The 15,939-nt window shown below is 68.7% G+C and carries 9 protein-coding genes; all 9 read right to left on the minus strand.

Annotated features, from left to right (window positions below):
• Window positions 1–53 precede the first annotated feature (53 nt).
• Complete coding sequence (locus ACSFBL_RS20275; protein ID WP_435517610.1) at window positions 54–2,762, minus strand: bifunctional acetate--CoA ligase family protein/GNAT family N-acetyltransferase; 2,709 nt, start codon at window positions 2,760–2,762, stop codon at window positions 54–56.
• A gap of 46 nt (window positions 2,763–2,808) precedes the next feature.
• Window positions 2,809–8,535, minus strand: a complete 5,727-nt coding sequence (locus ACSFBL_RS20280; RefSeq protein WP_435517611.1) for an autotransporter outer membrane beta-barrel domain-containing protein — start codon at window positions 8,533–8,535, stop codon at window positions 2,809–2,811.
• Window positions 8,536–8,697: 162 nt separating this feature from the next.
• A complete protein-coding gene (locus tag ACSFBL_RS20285) occupies window positions 8,698–9,486 on the minus strand; it encodes a crotonase/enoyl-CoA hydratase family protein (RefSeq protein ID WP_435517612.1) in 789 nt (262 codons plus the stop codon).
• On the minus strand, window positions 9,483–10,469 hold the full coding sequence (locus ACSFBL_RS20290) for an acyl-CoA dehydrogenase family protein (RefSeq protein ID WP_435517613.1): 987 nt from the start codon (window positions 10,467–10,469) through the stop codon (window positions 9,483–9,485). The genes ACSFBL_RS20285 and ACSFBL_RS20290 overlap by 4 nt, the downstream gene beginning before the upstream one ends.
• 20 nt (window positions 10,470–10,489) lie before the next feature.
• Window positions 10,490–11,650, minus strand: a complete 1,161-nt coding sequence (locus ACSFBL_RS20295; protein ID WP_435517614.1) for an acyl-CoA dehydrogenase family protein — start codon at window positions 11,648–11,650, stop codon at window positions 10,490–10,492.
• The gene (locus tag ACSFBL_RS20300) at window positions 11,647–12,594 is read right to left on the minus strand and encodes an SDR family oxidoreductase (RefSeq protein WP_435517615.1); all 948 of its coding nucleotides are present in this window, start codon (window positions 12,592–12,594) and stop codon (window positions 11,647–11,649) included. The genes ACSFBL_RS20295 and ACSFBL_RS20300 overlap by 4 nt, the downstream gene beginning before the upstream one ends.
• Window positions 12,595–12,630: 36 nt before the next feature.
• Window positions 12,631–13,620, minus strand: a complete 990-nt coding sequence (locus ACSFBL_RS20305; protein ID WP_435517616.1) for a Bug family tripartite tricarboxylate transporter substrate binding protein — start codon at window positions 13,618–13,620, stop codon at window positions 12,631–12,633.
• A 27-nt stretch (window positions 13,621–13,647) separates the two neighbouring features.
• Window positions 13,648–14,763, minus strand: a complete 1,116-nt coding sequence (locus tag ACSFBL_RS20310; protein WP_435517617.1) for an acyl-CoA dehydrogenase family protein — start codon at window positions 14,761–14,763, stop codon at window positions 13,648–13,650.
• Window positions 14,764–14,766: 3 nt separating this feature from the next.
• Window positions 14,767–15,939, minus strand: a complete 1,173-nt coding sequence (locus tag ACSFBL_RS20315; protein WP_435517618.1) for an acyl-CoA dehydrogenase family protein — start codon at window positions 15,937–15,939, stop codon at window positions 14,767–14,769.

Genomic DNA, 15,939 nt, shown 5'->3' on the forward strand with positions numbered 1-15,939 from the left:
ATCACCGAGCTGTTCGGCATCCGCCATCCAATACTGCTCGGGGGCATGGAGGTTCAGAGCGCGTAGGTCACCAGGTCGAAGTCCGGGTCTTCGTCGAAACGCTTTACCGAGAAGCCCAGCTTCCTCGTCAGCTTCAGCATCTCCGTATTGCTCCTGAGCACCAGCCCATCCATTTCGGTCAGGCCCTTCTCGCGCGCGGCGTCGATGATGCTCTCCATCAGTCGCGACCCGATGCCCTTGCCGCTGAAGGTGTCCGCCACCAGCAACGAGAACTCGCAACTGCGCTGGTCGGGGTTGGTGATGTAGCGCGACACGCCGATGATCCGCTCGGTCTCGGTGACCTGGCCGCCGGCGTCCGTGCTGCGCTCCTTGAACACCGCCACCAGCGCCATCTCCCGGTCGTAGTCGATCAGGGTGAAGCGCGAGAGCATGCCGGCCGGCAGTTCCTCGAACCAGGACACGAAGCGGAAATAGCGGCTCTGCGGCGAAAGATCGTGCACCAGCGCCTGCAGCATCTGCGCGTCGCCGGGATGAATGGGGCGCACGGTGTACGTGCCGCCGCCCGGCATCGGCCAGGCGCGCTCGTGCCGCGCCGGGTACGGCAGTATCGAAAGATGGTGGTAGTCGCCGGAACGGCCGCCCTGGGGATGGGAGGCGCTGTCGACCACGATGCGGGCGTCGACCGCGACCGCGCCCGAGGCGTCGACGATGATGGGATTGATGTCCATCTCGCGCAGCTCGGGCAGTTCGCACACCATCTCCGACACGCGCAGCAGCAGTTGCTCCAGCGAGGCCATGTCGACTGCGCTGGCGCCGCGCCACTCCCCGAGGGTCTCGGCCACGCGCGAGCGTGCGATGAGCTGGCGCGCCAGGAAGGTGTTGAGCGGCGGCAGTTCCATCGCGCGGTCGTCGATGAGTTCGATCATCGTGCCGCCGGCGCCGAACACGATCACCGGCCCGAACGGACGGTCCGTCACAAGCCCCACGTGCACCTCGCGGCCGCGGTGCGCGCGGGCCATCTTCTGCACGGTCACGCCGTTGATGCGGGCATCGGGCATCAGGCGTGTCACGCGCTCCACCATGTCGCGGTAGGTGTCGCGCGCGTTCGCGCCGTTCATGATGTTGAGCGCCACGCCGTCGACGTCGGACTTGTGGCTGATGTCCGGCGAATCGATCTTCAGCGCGACCGGGAAGCCGAGCTGCGTCGCGATCATCATGGCCTCGTGGGCGCTGCGCGCCAGCAAGGTCCGCGTGATGGGGATATGGAAGGCCGAGAGCAGCGTCTTGGATTCCATCTCGGTCAGTACTTTGCGGCGCTCCGCGAGCACGCTCTCGATCACGAGGCGGGCGCCTTCGATGTCGGGCTTGGCCATGGTCGACAGCGGCGGCGGGATCTGCTGCAGCAGTTGCTGGTTCTGGTAGAAGGCCGCGATGTTGCCGAAGGCGCCGACGGCGGCTTCGGGCGTGCGGAAATTCGGGATGCCAGCCTCGTTGATGATCGCGCGGCCTTCGCCGACCGAGGCGTCACCCATCCAGCAGGCCAGCAGTGGCTTGCTGATCGCGCCGTGGACGTCGAGGAGCGCGCGCGCCGTGGCGGAGGCGTCGACGCCGGCCTTGGGCGAGAAGATGGCCAGCACGCCGTCGACCTGCGCGTCCTTGCCGGCCGACGCGATGGCCGCCTCGTAGTGCGCGGGCGTGGCCGCTTCCGACAGGTCGACCAGGTCGGACAGGGACGCCGCCGGCGGCAGCAAGGGTGCCAGCGCCGCGATCGAGTCGGGCGACAGCCGGGCGAGTTCGAGGGAGATTTCGTTCACCCAGTCGGCCGCCAGGACGCCCGGCCCGCCGCCGTTGGTGACGATCGCAAGGCGGCGGCCCACCGGCCGATAGCGCGACGCCAGGCACTTGGCGGCGGAGAACAGTTCCACGAAGGAACGCACCCGCACCGCGCCGCCGCGGCGCAACGCGGCATCGAACACGTCATCGCTGCCGACGATGGTGCCGCTGTGGGTCTGCGCCGCTTCATTGCCGGCGGGCTTGCGGCCGGCTTTCAGCACCACCACCGGCTTGGCATTGGCCGCCGACCGCAACGCGCTCATGAACGGTCGTGCGGCGTGGATGCCTTCGAACTGGAGAATGATGCTCTGCGTCTGACCGTCGTGCGCGAGGAAGTCCAGGACCTCCGCGATGTCGAGGCAACCGTGCCGGCCGACCGACACGACGCACGAGAAGCCGACCCTGTTCTTGTGGGCCCAGTCCAGCATCGAGGCGGTGAGCGCGCCCGATTGGGAAACGAGCGCCAGCGACCCGGGCCGGGCGAGGGGCCCGGCCGCGCTCGCGTTCAGTTGCAGGTGCGGACGCTGGAAGCCCAGGGAATTGGGCCCCAGCAGGTGGATGCCCTCGCGTTGCGCAATCTTCCTGAGGGCCGAGGCCTCCCCGGCGTCCATGCCGCTCGAGATCACCAGCGCGGTGCGGCAGCCGATCCGGGTCGCGACCTCCAGCGCCGCCGGAACTTCCTGCGGTGGCAGCGCGATGATGGCGAGGTCCGCCCGCGTCAGGGCCAGGTCGCCCAGCGTGCCGCTGGTGCCGATGTCGAGGAACTGCAGCGTGCCTTCGAAGCGCTGGGCGCGCAGCGACTCCTGCAGCACCTGCCCGAGTGGGGCGGGAAAGGGCGCGGCGCCCGCATCGGCCGCCCCCGCGCGTGCGCCCGCAAAGACGACGATCGACGCGGGCGAGAACAGGGGAGCAAGATAGTGCTTTTCCATCCCCTCAGTCTGCACCCATCGGGCCCCGGATGGGCGCTGCATGGCGCTACCACTTGAATCGAACGCCCACGCGGCCGCTCCATCCGTGGCTGTCGCCGCTATCGAGCGAACGGTTGTAATCCACGGAGCCGAAGGCAGTCACGTTGCGCGCGATGGATCCCGACAGCCCGACGCCGGCCTGCGCCCATGTCGATGCGCCGAGCGGCGCACTCAGCGCCACCGGATTGAAGCCTTGCAGGCTGGTGAAGGTCGTCGTCGCGTCGGAGTCGAAGGCATGCCAGACGTTCAGGCGTGCCCAGGCCGTGATCTCCTGCCCGTCCAGTCCCTGTGCGATGCGGTGCGTCAATCGGGCGCCGATGCGGCCATAGAAGGTGCTGGTGTCATCGAACGAAACGCGGGCGAAGTTGTCGCGCCCGTCATCGAGCCTCGTCCACTGGTAGACGAGTTGGCCTTGCGGCTCGAGGGCCCAGCCAGGTGCGAGCGCGAAGGGGTAGCCGGCTTCGAGCGAGGCCGCGACGCCCCAGCCATCGGTAGCAAGCGCTTCGCCAAGGATCGAACGCGTCTTGACGCTGTCGTAGCGCGTGCCCTGCAGCACGCCGTCGACGTACCAGCCTGAAGCGCCTTTGCGTGTCCAGTAGCCACCGAGCGAATAACCGTCCATCGAAGCCGTGCCTGCCTTGCCGCCGTAGATCGCATCGACGTCGCTGTCGATGTGGCCGACGGCGATGAAGGCGCCCGCGACATCGCTCTGGCCGTTCGCGTCGGCCCGGCGCAAGAGGTCGATGCCGGTCTGCACGCCGGCCTCGTTGTAGTCGTAGGAAGGGCCGTTGCGCGTGAAGTCGTTGAAGCGATCCGTGTTGGTGCCGCCGCTGCCGTTGCGGACTTCGCCGCTCGCGCCGAACACGCGCCCCCAGGTGCCCAGGCGGCTGGGGCCTTCGCTGGTCGGGCTGACGCTGTCTTCGCCGGCCCGGTCGTGGTAGGTGCCGAGCATGGCGATGCCAAGCCGGTTGGCGAGCACGGGGGCGGACATGTCCAACGGGACTTCGACACGGTAGTTGGGCAACGGCGCGCTCATCGCGACGGAAGGCGCCGAGCCCACCACGGACGGAACCGAACCCACGACGGATGGCGCGGGTGCCGGGGGCGGTGCCGCGCCGGGCAGGGCAGCAGTCGCTGTCGCAGTCGCCGGCAAGGTGGTACGCAGATACCAGCTCTCGCCATTGGCAGCCCCGCCTTTGAACAGCAGGTATTCGTAGGCGCCCGCCGCCACGCGTGAGCCCAGTGCAAAGGCCGAGCCGGCAGTCGTCGCGCCATTGGCCGCATCGACGACCGCGATCCCGTCGCCTGTCGTGAGCGCGCCGCCCCCGCCTGCGTTGGTGATCTGCAGCGTCGACGCGCCGCGCGCACTGCCGCCGTTGATGATCAGCCTGTCGGATGGCGAGTTGTCGGCCCCCAGGAAAGTATTGAGCGCCACACGGCTGCCCGACGCGCCGACATAGCTGTTGACGATCAGCGCATTGCCCGGTGTTCCGTTGACCGCGCCGAGTTGTGCCAATCCCGCGTTCTGCAGCGTGCCGTTGACCGTGAAGCTGCCGTTGCCACCGGCCAGGACCGCCGGCTTGCTCGCCAGCTTGGTGGAGACGGGCGCCGGAGCTGCACTCGCAATCGCATCGGCGACCTTCAGCACGCCGTTGTTCACTACATCGCCGGTCACGCTGCCGTAGCCACCCAGCGTCGCGCCCGGGTTGACCAGGACCGTCCCGCCACCCCCCAGCGCGGCGTCGCGGCTGCCCGCGTCGCCGACAACGAGCGTTCCTGCGTTCACCGTCGTGCCGCCGCTGAAGGAACTGGCGCCCTGCAGGATCAGTGTTCCGGTGCCCTGCTGAACGACATGCCCTGTGCCGGAGATCAGGCCGTCATAGGTGAGGACGTCGGACCTGTCGAACACCAGCGTCCCGTCGTTCGCCACATTGCTCGTGATGCTGCCCGTCGTGCCGCCATTGCCCATCTGAAGCGTGGCGGGCGCCGCGATCGTCGTTGCACCGGCGTAGCTGTTGTCGGCCGTCAGGATCGTCGTGCCGGCCAGCGCGTTGACGGTACCGGTGCCGGTCATCAGCGGCGCAAACTCGTAGCTGGACGAGGTGTGGTTGAAGTTGATCGTGGCCGTGCCATCGCCCAGCGCCACGGTCGGGGTGTCGAGCAAGCCCGGGACCGCCGGCGCGTTGCCGGTCGCTCCACCGATGTTCAGCGTGCCCACCGACCCCGGATAGAACGCCACATAGGTCGCGGGCGCGCTGACAGCGGCCCCCTCGCTGATCGTGAGCGTTCCGGTACCGCCATTGCCCACAGTCAGGTCGGGCCCCGTGTTGACCCAACTCGATCCGGCGCCCGTGACGACAGCGTTTCCCACGCCGCCCGCGACGCGCCCGACAAAGCCCTGCGCGCTGGTCACCGTGGCGCCACCGGATACGGTCAGCGAGCCGGTGCCGGCGCGTGCGACTTCGAAGGTCGAATCGCTCGTCAATGTCGATCCCGGTCCGCTGACCACGGCCGTGGCCTGCGCGCCTGCGTTCTCCCCGATGACGACACTGCCGCCACGCACCTGGCCCGCCTGGTCGATGGTCATCGTGCTCGTGCCCGACAGCAGGCTGACGAATCCGCTGGTCGTCCAGCGCGAGCCGGTGCCGCTCACGTGGATGGTGGCCGTCCCGCTGCCCTGGAATGCGCCGAGCGCGAAGCCGCTCTGGACGACCCCTCCGTTCTCGACAGTGAGCGAGCCCGCGCCGACATCGCCGATCGTGAGGCCGCTGCCGGTGGTCCACGCCGAACCGCTGCCCGTCACCACCACGGCGCCTTGCGAACCGGCATTGGCCCCGATGACGCTGGTCGTTCCGTTCACCCGCGCGCCGTTCTCGAGACGCAGAGTGCCGGTCCCCGAAACGCCGACGGCGATCGTCGCGGCCGGTGAATCGATGGCGCCGCCGCGTACGCTCAACGTGCCGCCGTCGACGGTGGTGTTCCCCGTGTACGTGTTGGCCGCCGTGAGCACGAGGGTGCCGAGGTCGGTCTTGTCGATACCGCCGCTGCCCTGGATCGCGGCTCCGATGGTGGCGGTCATCGCGGCCCCCGCGGCCGTGCCGTCACCCACGCGGATGATGGTGTCGGCCGTGGTCGTCGTCAGCGGCTGGCCGGTGACGGTGTAGCCGTCCGTTGTGAACTGCGCGCCGCTGAAGGTCACTGCGCCCGCGCCGTTGTCCACCGCGACGGTGCCCGGCGTGCCCTGGAAGATCGCAAAGCCGTTCGGCTGCCATGGCGCATTCACGGTGCCGGCGCTGTCGGTCCATCCATCGTTCGTGCTTGCCAGCCACGTGCCGGCGCCGCCATTCACTGCGGCGTTGTTGAACAGCGCGGCGTTGTTCCCGTCCCAGAAGTTCAGCACCAGGCCCTGCGTGTTGACCAGGTTCACCTGGTTGACCAGCGAGGTCTGCACGAGGAACGGACCGCCCGCCGGCATCGCACCGATATTCAGCCCCTGGTTGTTCAACGCGCCGCCGTAGTTGATCAACCTGTAGATGCCCGGGCCGAAGCTGCCTCCGGGCGGTTGCGTGACGTTCACCGTGCCGTCGAGACGCAGGTTGCCGCCCACCACCGTCAAGTCGTTCACCGCGCCGCCCGGCATGTTGGCCTGACCCAGTTCGTAGTCGAGCACCGAGCCGGGCGACAGCGACAGATCGCCGCCGATGGTCAGCGTGCCGGGACTGGCGCCGGGCGCGATGTGCCCGCCGTCCTGGACCGTCACGGAGCCGGCGATGCGGCCGGTGCCGCCGAGCGTCGCGGCGTTCTGGACGGTCGTCGCCGCACTGGCGAGCGAGCCGTTGACCCGCAGCGTGCCGGCCGCGACGGTGGTCGGGCCCGTCAGGGTGTTCGCGCCCGTCAGCGTCGTCGTGCCGGTGCCCGCTTGGGTGAGGGTTCCGGTCCCGCCGATGACGCCCGAATAGGTGATCGCGTCGCTGCGATTGAAAACCAGCGCGCCGTTGTCCGTGATGCCGCCCGCGACGGTGCCGCTCGCCCCACCGACGCCGATGTGCAGCTGGGCGCCTGCCCGCACTGTCGCCGGGCTGGTCAGCGTGCCGCTCACGCGCAGCGCGCCGCTCTCGACCTGCGTGTCGTTGAACGCACCGCTGCCGGCCCAGGCCCAGTCGCTGCCGGTCATGCGCAGGGTCTCGAAGTTGGCGAACGCGTTGGACGCCGTGCCCGTCCCTTCAAGGATCACGCCGTCGGTCCCCGTGCCGCCGTCGGCGAGCCCGGTGATCTGCGAGCCCGTTCGCAAGGTCAGCGTGTCGTTGCCGCCGCGCAGGTCGATCGCGGTGCCGACATCGCTCCGGATGACGCCGGAATTGATCAGGCTTTCCTGGCCATTCACCCCGCGCACCGCGAAACTGCGCTCGCTGATGATGGAACCCGTGTTCTCGATCCTTGCGACGAAGCTGCCCGCGACGGTGTTGGACAGGACGCCATCGGCATTGATGCCCGATGCCCGGATCGTGCCGCTGTTCAGCAAGGTGTTGTTGGTGCCCTGCATGAAGACACCGAAGGCATCGCGGCCGCCGACGAGGAGACTGCCGCTGTTGATGAAGGTGCTGTCGCCGTCATCCGCGCGCATGCCGTTGCCGCGCTGGCCGCTGGTGTTGACGGTGCCCCGGTTCTCCAGTGTGTTGTTCGAGCCGGAAAGCACGTAGAGGCCGTGCGCGCCCGTGCCGCTGACGTTCACGGTGCCGTCGTTGCGCAGCAGGGTGCCGGTGCTCCCGTCAATCTCCATCCCGCTCGAACCGATGCCGCTGGCGGTGATGGTCCCGCCGGCCACGTTCTGCACGATGTTGCCGCCTCCGCCGGCCACGAACATCCCGAATGCCCGGTTCACCGTTTCCGAACTGCCGCCCGACGTGGTGATCGATCCGGCATTGGTCATCGACGAGCCGCTCGTTTCCACCAGCAGCATCCCGTGCGACCCCTGGCCCCGCGTCACGATGCTGCCGTCGTTGCGCAGCACGTGTCCGATGCCGGTGCTCGCCGCCATCCCGAAGGCTTCGTCCAGGTTGGATTCGATGACGCCGGTCGCGGTGTTCGTGAGCACGGAGCGGTTGGTCGCCTGCGCAAACATCCCTGAGCCCTGGAAGGTGTTCAACGTGATCTGGCCCGCGTTGATCAACTGGTTGTCGTCGGTATTGGAGGCGATCAGGCCCGTGGCGAGGTCGCCGTTGACGGTGATCCGCCCGCCGGCTTCGTTGCGCAATACGCTGTTGGCCCCGATGCTGACGAAGGTCAGCGAGTTGAACCCGCTCGTGACGAGCGTTCCGAAGTTGCGCAGCGTGCTGTTGGCGCCGAGCGCGACCACGCCGATGTTCCCCGCACCCGTGGACACCGGTCGAATGCTTCCGAAGTTGTTGAGCTGCGCGCCCGTACCCAACGCGATCAGGTTGGTGTTTCCGGTGATCACGGCATCCGGGTTGACGTTGACCGTCACGCCGGAAGCCGCGGACGCATCGAGCGGCACGGTCGTGGGGGCCGGTCCGGTGCAGGTGACGGTCTGGCCGTTTCCCGGCGGGTTGGGCAGGCAGTCCGCCCTGGCGGGCCTGGAAGCACCCGATGCAAGCAGTCCGGCGATGACAGATGCCGAGACAGCGGTGATCTTGCGGGCGAACGGGGCGATTCGTTGGCAACCCGGGTGGCCCTTGCACGGCTTTCGCGCAAGGGCAGTTGGGAGCAAAGGCATGGCACTGGGCCCTTCCTGGTCTACACCTGAGGAATGCAGCGCGATCTTCTGCTCGCTGCCTTGGCCTTTCTAACATCCGGGCTTGCGCTTGCGCAAGCGAAGGCACACTGACCTGCTTCTGCGACGACACCCTTGCGGCGAGCCCGCCCACCGCGCCCCGCGTCAGCCGCGAAATTCGGGCTTGCGCTTCTCGTTGAACGCTGCTACTGCTTCGTGATGGTCCGGCATCTGGTGCGACATCACCTGGAAGGCGGCCGACATCTCGAGCAGCGTGTCCAGCCGCGAATGCAGCGCCTCGCGCAGCAGGCGCTTGGCCATTCGCACGGCATGCGGCGGGTTGGCGGCGATCTGCCCGGCCAGTTCGCGTGCGGTCGGCATCAATTGGTCCGGAGGCACGACGCGCGACACCAGGTTCCATTCCGCGGCCTGCTTCGCGTCGATGGTCTGGCCGGTCAGGGTCAGCTCGGTCGCGCGCGACAGGCCGATGATGCGCGGCAGCAGCCACGCGCCGCCATCGCCCGGAATGATGCCGAGCTTGACGAAGCTCTCGGCGAACTTGGCACCCTCGGCGGCGATGCGGATGTCGCACATGCAGGCAAGGTCCAGACCCGCACCGATGGCATGGCCGTTGACCGCGGCGATGACAGGCACCTCCAGGTTGAACAGCGCCAGCGGCAGCTTCTGGATGCCGAGGCGGTACTCGCGTCGCAGCTCCATGGCCGGCATCTCGCTGTAGCGGGCCATGTCGCGCACATTGCCGCCCGAGGAGAAGGCGGTGCCCGCGCCGGTGAGGATCACCGCGCGCACCGAATGATCGGCATGGATGCGATCGATGGCGGCCAGGAATTCCGGCACGGCCGTGTTGCCCGTGAGCGGATTGCGACGCTCGGGGTCGTTCATCGTCAGGGTGACGATGTGGCCCTCTTGTTCATAGATCAGAAAGTCGCTCATTGCAGGATCTCCTCCATCACGAATTGCAGGACCGACGGCGCGGCATGCCCGAGCATCGCCTCGCCGACGATGCGGTTCCAGTACGCCTCCGAGCCGTCGGCCATGCGCCACGCGTGGAGGCGGCGGCTGTAGAGCTGGAGATCGAATTCCTCGGTGACGCCGATGGCGCCGTGCAGCGCATGCGCCGTCGATGCGACGAGGGGCACCGACGCGCTGGTGCGAGCCTTGGCCGTTGCCGCCGCGAGCAGCGCCGGCACCCGGGTGCCGGCCTTGAAAGCAAGCTCCGCCGCCACGCCCGCGCACGCCACATGCTCGGCCATGACGCTGAGCTGATGCTGGATCGACTGGAACTTGCCGATGGCCTTGCCGAACTGCACGCGGTCGTTGCAGTAGCCGAGCGTCATCGAGAACATGCGCTCCATGGCGCCGGCCATGGCCGCCGCATGCAGGGCCGCGCTGAACACCGCGACCTCGCTGCCGTGGTCGCCGACGGGCGCGCCGACGGCGTCTCGCGTCCAACGCAGCGATGCGCCCTGGCTGCCGCGCACGCCCGTCGGGGTGCGTTCGGCCCTGGCGCAGTCGAGCAGCACGAGCGCGCCTTCCACGTTGGCCAGCGCATGGTCCGCGATGGCGCCGAAGGCCACATCGGCCGCGCTGATCGAACCGTCCGCCTCGCGCCGTGCATGGCCGACGAGTGTCACCATGCCTTCCGGCGCAGCCACGTCGCGCAGCAGGGCGCGCGCCGCAATGCTCTGTGCCGCAGGCACCGGCACCGCATGGCGGCCGAAGGCGACGAAGATCGGAAACATCGCGTCGAGGTCAAGGCCTGCGCCGCCGGCGGCTTCGCTCGCCATCAGCTCCAGGAAGCCGTTGTCAGCGAGCGCGCTCCAGAGCGCCGCAGGCGAACCGCCGTTCTCGATCGCCCGGATCGCCGCGGGCGTGCACTGGTCCATGAGGATGGCCTCGATGGCTTCGGTAAACATGGTCTTGTCTCCTTGATGTTTCAGCGCAGGCCCAGGCCGCGCGCGATCATGCCGCGCAGGATTTCGCGCGTGCCGCCGCGCAGCGAGAAGGTCGGCGAGATCTGGCTCAGGTAGGCCAGCGTGCGATGCAGGTCGGCATCGACGGCACGCGTCGGGTCGGCGGCCACGGCCGCTTCGATGGCGGCCGGAATGGCCTGCTCGAATTCCGTGCCGATGTCCTTCACCAGCGCCGCCTCGACGACGGGGCTTTCGCCGCGCGCGAGCTTGGTGGTCACAGCCACCGACAGGCTGCGCAGGGTCGCGAGCTGTATGGCGAACCCGCCCAGCAGTGCTGCGTCCGACGCGGAGAAGCCGCTCTTGCGAAGGCTCGCCATCCAGGTATCGAGCAGCACGACGCTCGAATAGAGCCGCTCCGGGCCGCTGCGCTCGAAGGCGAGTTCGGCATTGACCTGCATCCAGCCGCTGCCTTCGTCGCCGATGAGCGCGTCGTCCTTCAGGAAGACGTCGTCGAAGGTGACTTCGGAGAAGTGCGCATCGCCCGTGAGGTCGGCGATCGGCCGGATGTCGATGCCCGGCAGGGAAAGATCGACGATCAGCTGCGACAGCCCGCCCTGGCGGTCTTCCGGCGCGCCGGAGGTGCGCACCAGCGCGATCATGTAGTGCGAGCGGTGCGCGTTGGTCGTCCAGATCTTGCGGCCCGTGAGGCGCCAGCCGCCTTCCACGCGCGTAGCGCGCGTGCGCACGCTGGCCAGGTCGGAGCCCGAGTTGGGCTCGCTCATGCCGATGCAGAAGAAGGCTTCGCCGCGGCAGATGCGCGGCAGGTAGAAGTCCTTTTGCGCTTCCGTCCCGAACTTGTTGATCAACGGACCGCTCTGGCGGTCGGCGATCCAATGGGCCGCGACCGGTGCACCGGCCGCGAGCATTTCCTCCACGAGCACGAAGCGACGGAAGGCGTCGAGGCCCGCACCGCCGTACGCGCTCGGCAACGTGATGCCGACCCAGCCCCGCGCCGCGAGCCGCCGGCTGAAAGCCGCGTCGAAGCCCATCCAGGTGCGTGCCCGAACGGCCGGCGCGGCAGGCTCCAGGTTGCTCGACAGGAACTCGCGCACTTCCGTGCGGAAGGCCTGCGCTTCCTCGGGCAAGTGCGCGAGGCGGAAGGCCTCGAGCAACTGGGTGCTCATGACGTCACCTCTTCGGCGGCCGGGATCTCGCCGGTGGTCAATGCATTGGGCGCGGCCTGCTTCACCAGGTCGGGGATCAGTCCGCCGAGTTCCTCGACCGTCCAGCGGCCCGTCTTCTCGATGCGCGGGCCGGCGTGCCAGCCTTCGGCCACGGTGATGCGGCCGCCCCGCGCGCCGAACACGCGCCCGGTGACGCCGCGCGATGCGCTGCTGCCGAGCCATGCCACGAGCGGCGCGACGTTCGACGGGTCGAGCGGGTCGAAGCCCGGGGCCTCGTTGCGGATGGCCTGCCACTTCGGGCTGGCGAAGATGTCTTCGGTGAGTCGGCTCATGGCGGTGGGGTAGATGGCGTTCACCGTCACACCGTAGCGGTCCAGCTCGCGCGATGCAATCACCGACAGGGCGGCGATGCCGGCCTTGGCCGCGCCGTAGTTCGACTGGCCGGCGTTGCAATACAGGCCCGACGACGAGCTCGTGTTGATGATGCGCGCATCGCGCTGGCGCCCGGCCTTCGATTCGTTGCGCCAGTAGGCGGCCGCATGGCGCGAGGGCGCGAAGGTGCCGCGCATGTGCACGCGGATCACCGCGTCCCAGTCTTCCTCTTCCATGTTGACGAGGGTGCGGTCGCGCAGGATGCCCGCGTTGTTGACCAGCACGTCGAGGCCGCCAAAGGTGTCGATGGCAGCGTCGATCATGCGCTTCGCGCCATTCCAGTCGGCCACGTCGTCCGCGTTGGCGATGGCCTGGCCGCCCAGGGCCTCGATCTCGGCCACGACTTCGAGGGCCGGGCCGGTCGCGGCGCCGGGGCCGCCGTCGCCGCGTCCGCCCAGGTCGTTGACCACGACCTTGGCGCCGTGGCGCGCGAATTCGAGCGCGTACTCGCGGCCGATGCCGCGGCCGGCGCCGGTGATGACGACCACGCGGTCCTTGCAGAGCTGTTGCATGTCTTTCTCCTGAATCTCTCGTGGCGGGTGTGCGGCTCAGCGCTGCACGATGTCGACCTGCTTCGCCAGCGCCCGGTAGCGCGCGGTTTCCGAAGCGATCATCGCGCTCATGTCCTTGCCGGGAATGGTGAAGACCTCGGCGCCTGCCGTCTCCGTCACGTAGGTCTTGAACTCCGGCTGCGCCATGGCCTTCAGCAGGGCGGTCTCCAGCGTCTTCGCGACAGCATCGGGCACCTTGCTGCTCACGCCGAAGCCGATCCACACGTAGAGGTCGTAGTCGGGCAGGCCGCTTTCGCGGACGGTGGGCACGTTGGCAAGCTTGGGATGGCGCTCCTTGCCGGTCACGGCCAGCGGGCGCACCTTGCCGGCGGCGATCAGCGGAAGCGCACCGCCGATGTCGAGCAGGGCCAGGTCCACCTGGCCGCCCATCAGGTCGGTCTGCACCTGGCCCGGGCTCTTGTAGGGGATGTAGTTGAACTCCACGCCGGCCGCGTGCTGCATCATCAGCGAGCCGATGCGGTAGTGATGGCTGTAGCTCGCCATGCTCACCGTCTTCGGCGCCTTGCGTGCGGCGGTCATCGCCTCGGCGAAGGTCTTGTACGGCGAGTTGGCGCCGGTGACGAGCACCGCGGCGCTGCGCAGCATGGTGGCGACCGGGCGCAGGTCCTTCTGCGGGTCATAGGCAAGGCCTTCGTTGACCAGCGGATTGATCACCATCGACGAAGGCGACAGCATCAGCACGCTGTAGCCATCGGCCGGCGAACTCAACAGGCTTTGAACAGCCAGTACGGCGTCACCACCCGGCTTGTTCTCGACGAAGGTCGACTGGCCCAGCTCCGGGCCGGCCAGCTTGGCGACGAGGCGAGTGACGGTGTCCGAGCCACTGCCCGGGCCCAGCGGCACGATGAAGCGCACGGGATGCGACGGGAAGGGGTCGGCGGCCTGCGTCGATTGCAGGGGCAGGGCGAAGGCGACCAGCGCGGTCAGCGCCGTGCCGATGAGGCGAAGGGTCTTGAGGTGTTTCATGCTTGTCTCCAGTCTGGTTGATTCGAATCACATGCGGGCGAGGCGCGCGGCCTGCGTGTCCACGTCGCCGAACAGCTGGTCGAGCACGTGGATGCGGCGCAGGCAATGGCCGACCGCGTACTCCTCCGTCATGCCGATGCCGCCGTGCGACTGGATCGCCTGCTGGCAAAGCGCACGGGCGTGGCGGCCGATGGACAGCTTGGCGCGGGGCAGGTCGGTGGCGGCGCTGGGCGACGCGGGGTCGTCCACGGCCACGGCCGCCGCGACAGCCATGCTGCGCGCCATTTCGAGCGCGACGGCCATCTCCGAGACGCGATGGCGCAGCGCCTGGTATTCGCCGATCAGGCGGCCGAACTGCTTGCGGGTGTTGACGTAGGCGGTGGTGAGCGCGAAGGCCGATTCCATCGTGCCGACCATGTCGGCGCAGACGGCGGCGGTGCCGGCCGCGAGGGTGGCGCGGATGGCAGCCGCTGCGCTGGCCGCATCGCACAGGGGTTCTGCCGCGGCGCCGTCGAGGATCAATTCGCCGGCCGGCGAGTCGTCGACGAGGCGGTATGTCCGCAATCCGGCGTTGGCCGCATCGACCAGGAAGAGGGCGAGGCCGTCTTCGTCTCCAGGCTGGCCGCTCACGCGCGCGCTGACGACGAAGCGGCTGGCCGTACCGGCATGCAGCACGAGCGACTTCGTGCCGTCGAGGCGCCACTGCTTGCCGTCGAGGCGTGCATGCGTCTCGACCCACAGGTCTGCGTGGCGACCGGCCGCTTCCTCGTGCGCCCACGCCATGCGCAGTTCGCCGCTGGCAAGCATCGGCAGCAGGCCGTCCTTCTGCGCTTCGGTGCCCGCTGCGAGCACGGCTGTCGTCGCCAGCACGCTCGATGCCAGGTAGGGCTCCAGCAGCAGCGCGCGGCCGAAGGCCTGCATCACGGGAAGCCGGTCGGTCGCGCCGCCGCCCAGCCCGCCAAAGGCTTCGGGAATGCCCAGGGCCGTCACGCCCAGCTCGGCGAGCTTGCGCCATGCTCCTTCGTTCCAGCCGGCTTCCGAGCCCGCGATGGCGCGGCGCTTCTCGAAGCCGTAGTGGTCGTCGAGCAGGCGCGCGAGGCTTTCGGCCAGCGCCTGTTGGTCTTCGTTCAGATCGAATTGCATGGCTTATCCCAGGAGCGTCTTGGCCAGAATGTCCTTCTGCACTTCGCTGGAGCCGCCGTAGATGGTGGCTGCGCGATAGAAGAAGTAGCGCGGTGACGCGGCAGCGAGCGGGTGCAGGGCGGCATCGCCTTCGCCGTCGCGCCGTTCCAGTCCGGCGGGGCCGGCAAGGCGGGCGATGAGCGATGTCAGCTCCTGCAGGGTCTCGGAGCCCTTGACCTTGAGCACCGAAGCGAAGCCCGGGTTCTTGCGACCGATCTCCGGGTCGAGCAGGAAGCGCCAGTTGGTCAGCTCCAGCGCACGCACTTCCGCGCCGAGCAGGGCCAGTTCGGCGGCCAGCTTCGTGTCGTCGATCAGGCGCTTGCCGCCCTGGCGGATGGTCCCGGCCAGTTCATGGGCGTACCCCAGCCGCTCCCAGCACAGGCCGATGCTCGCGATGTTGGTGCGCTCGCTTGCCAGCAGGTACTTGGCGCAGTCCCAGCCACGTCCTTCCTCGCCGACGAGGTTGGCGACCGGCACGCGCACCTTGTCGAAGAAGACTTCGTTCAGGTGGTGCTGCCCGTCGATGGAAACGATCGGCCGCACCGAGACGCCCGGCGTCTTCATGTCGATCAGCAGGAAGGAGATGCCGTCCTGCTTGCGCGCGGCCTGCTCGGTGCGCACCAGCGCGAAGATCCAGTCGGCATGGTGGGCCGACGTCGTCCAGATCTTCTGGCCGTCGACCACGTACTCGTCGCCATCGCGAACCGCGCGCGTGCGCAGCGAGGCTAGGTCCGAGCCCGAATCCGGCTCCGAGAAGCCCTGGCAGAACCACAGGTCGAGCCGCGCCAGCCTGGGCAGGAAGAAGCGCTTCTGTTCCTCGGTGCCGAAGCGCAGCAGCACCGGGCCGAGCATCGCCACGTTGAAGGGCAGCGGCTGCGGCGCCGCGGCGCGTTGCAGTTCCTCGACGAGGATCAGGCGCTCGACGGTGCCGAGCCCGGCGCCGCCGTATTCGCGCGGCCAGTGCGGTGCCGCCCATCCACGCTCGTGCAGGATGCGCTGCCACGCCACGATGTCCTGCTTGCGGGCCGCATGGCCCTTGCTCAGGCGTTCACGGATCTCGGCGGGCAGCCGGTCGCGGATGAAGGCGCGCACCTCGTCGCGAAACGCGGTCTCGCTCGGGCTCAGCTGGAGGTCCAT

The sequence above is a fragment of the Variovorax glacialis genome, from assembly GCF_051216375.1.
Classification (GTDB): Bacteria; Pseudomonadota; Gammaproteobacteria; order Burkholderiales; family Burkholderiaceae_C; genus Variovorax.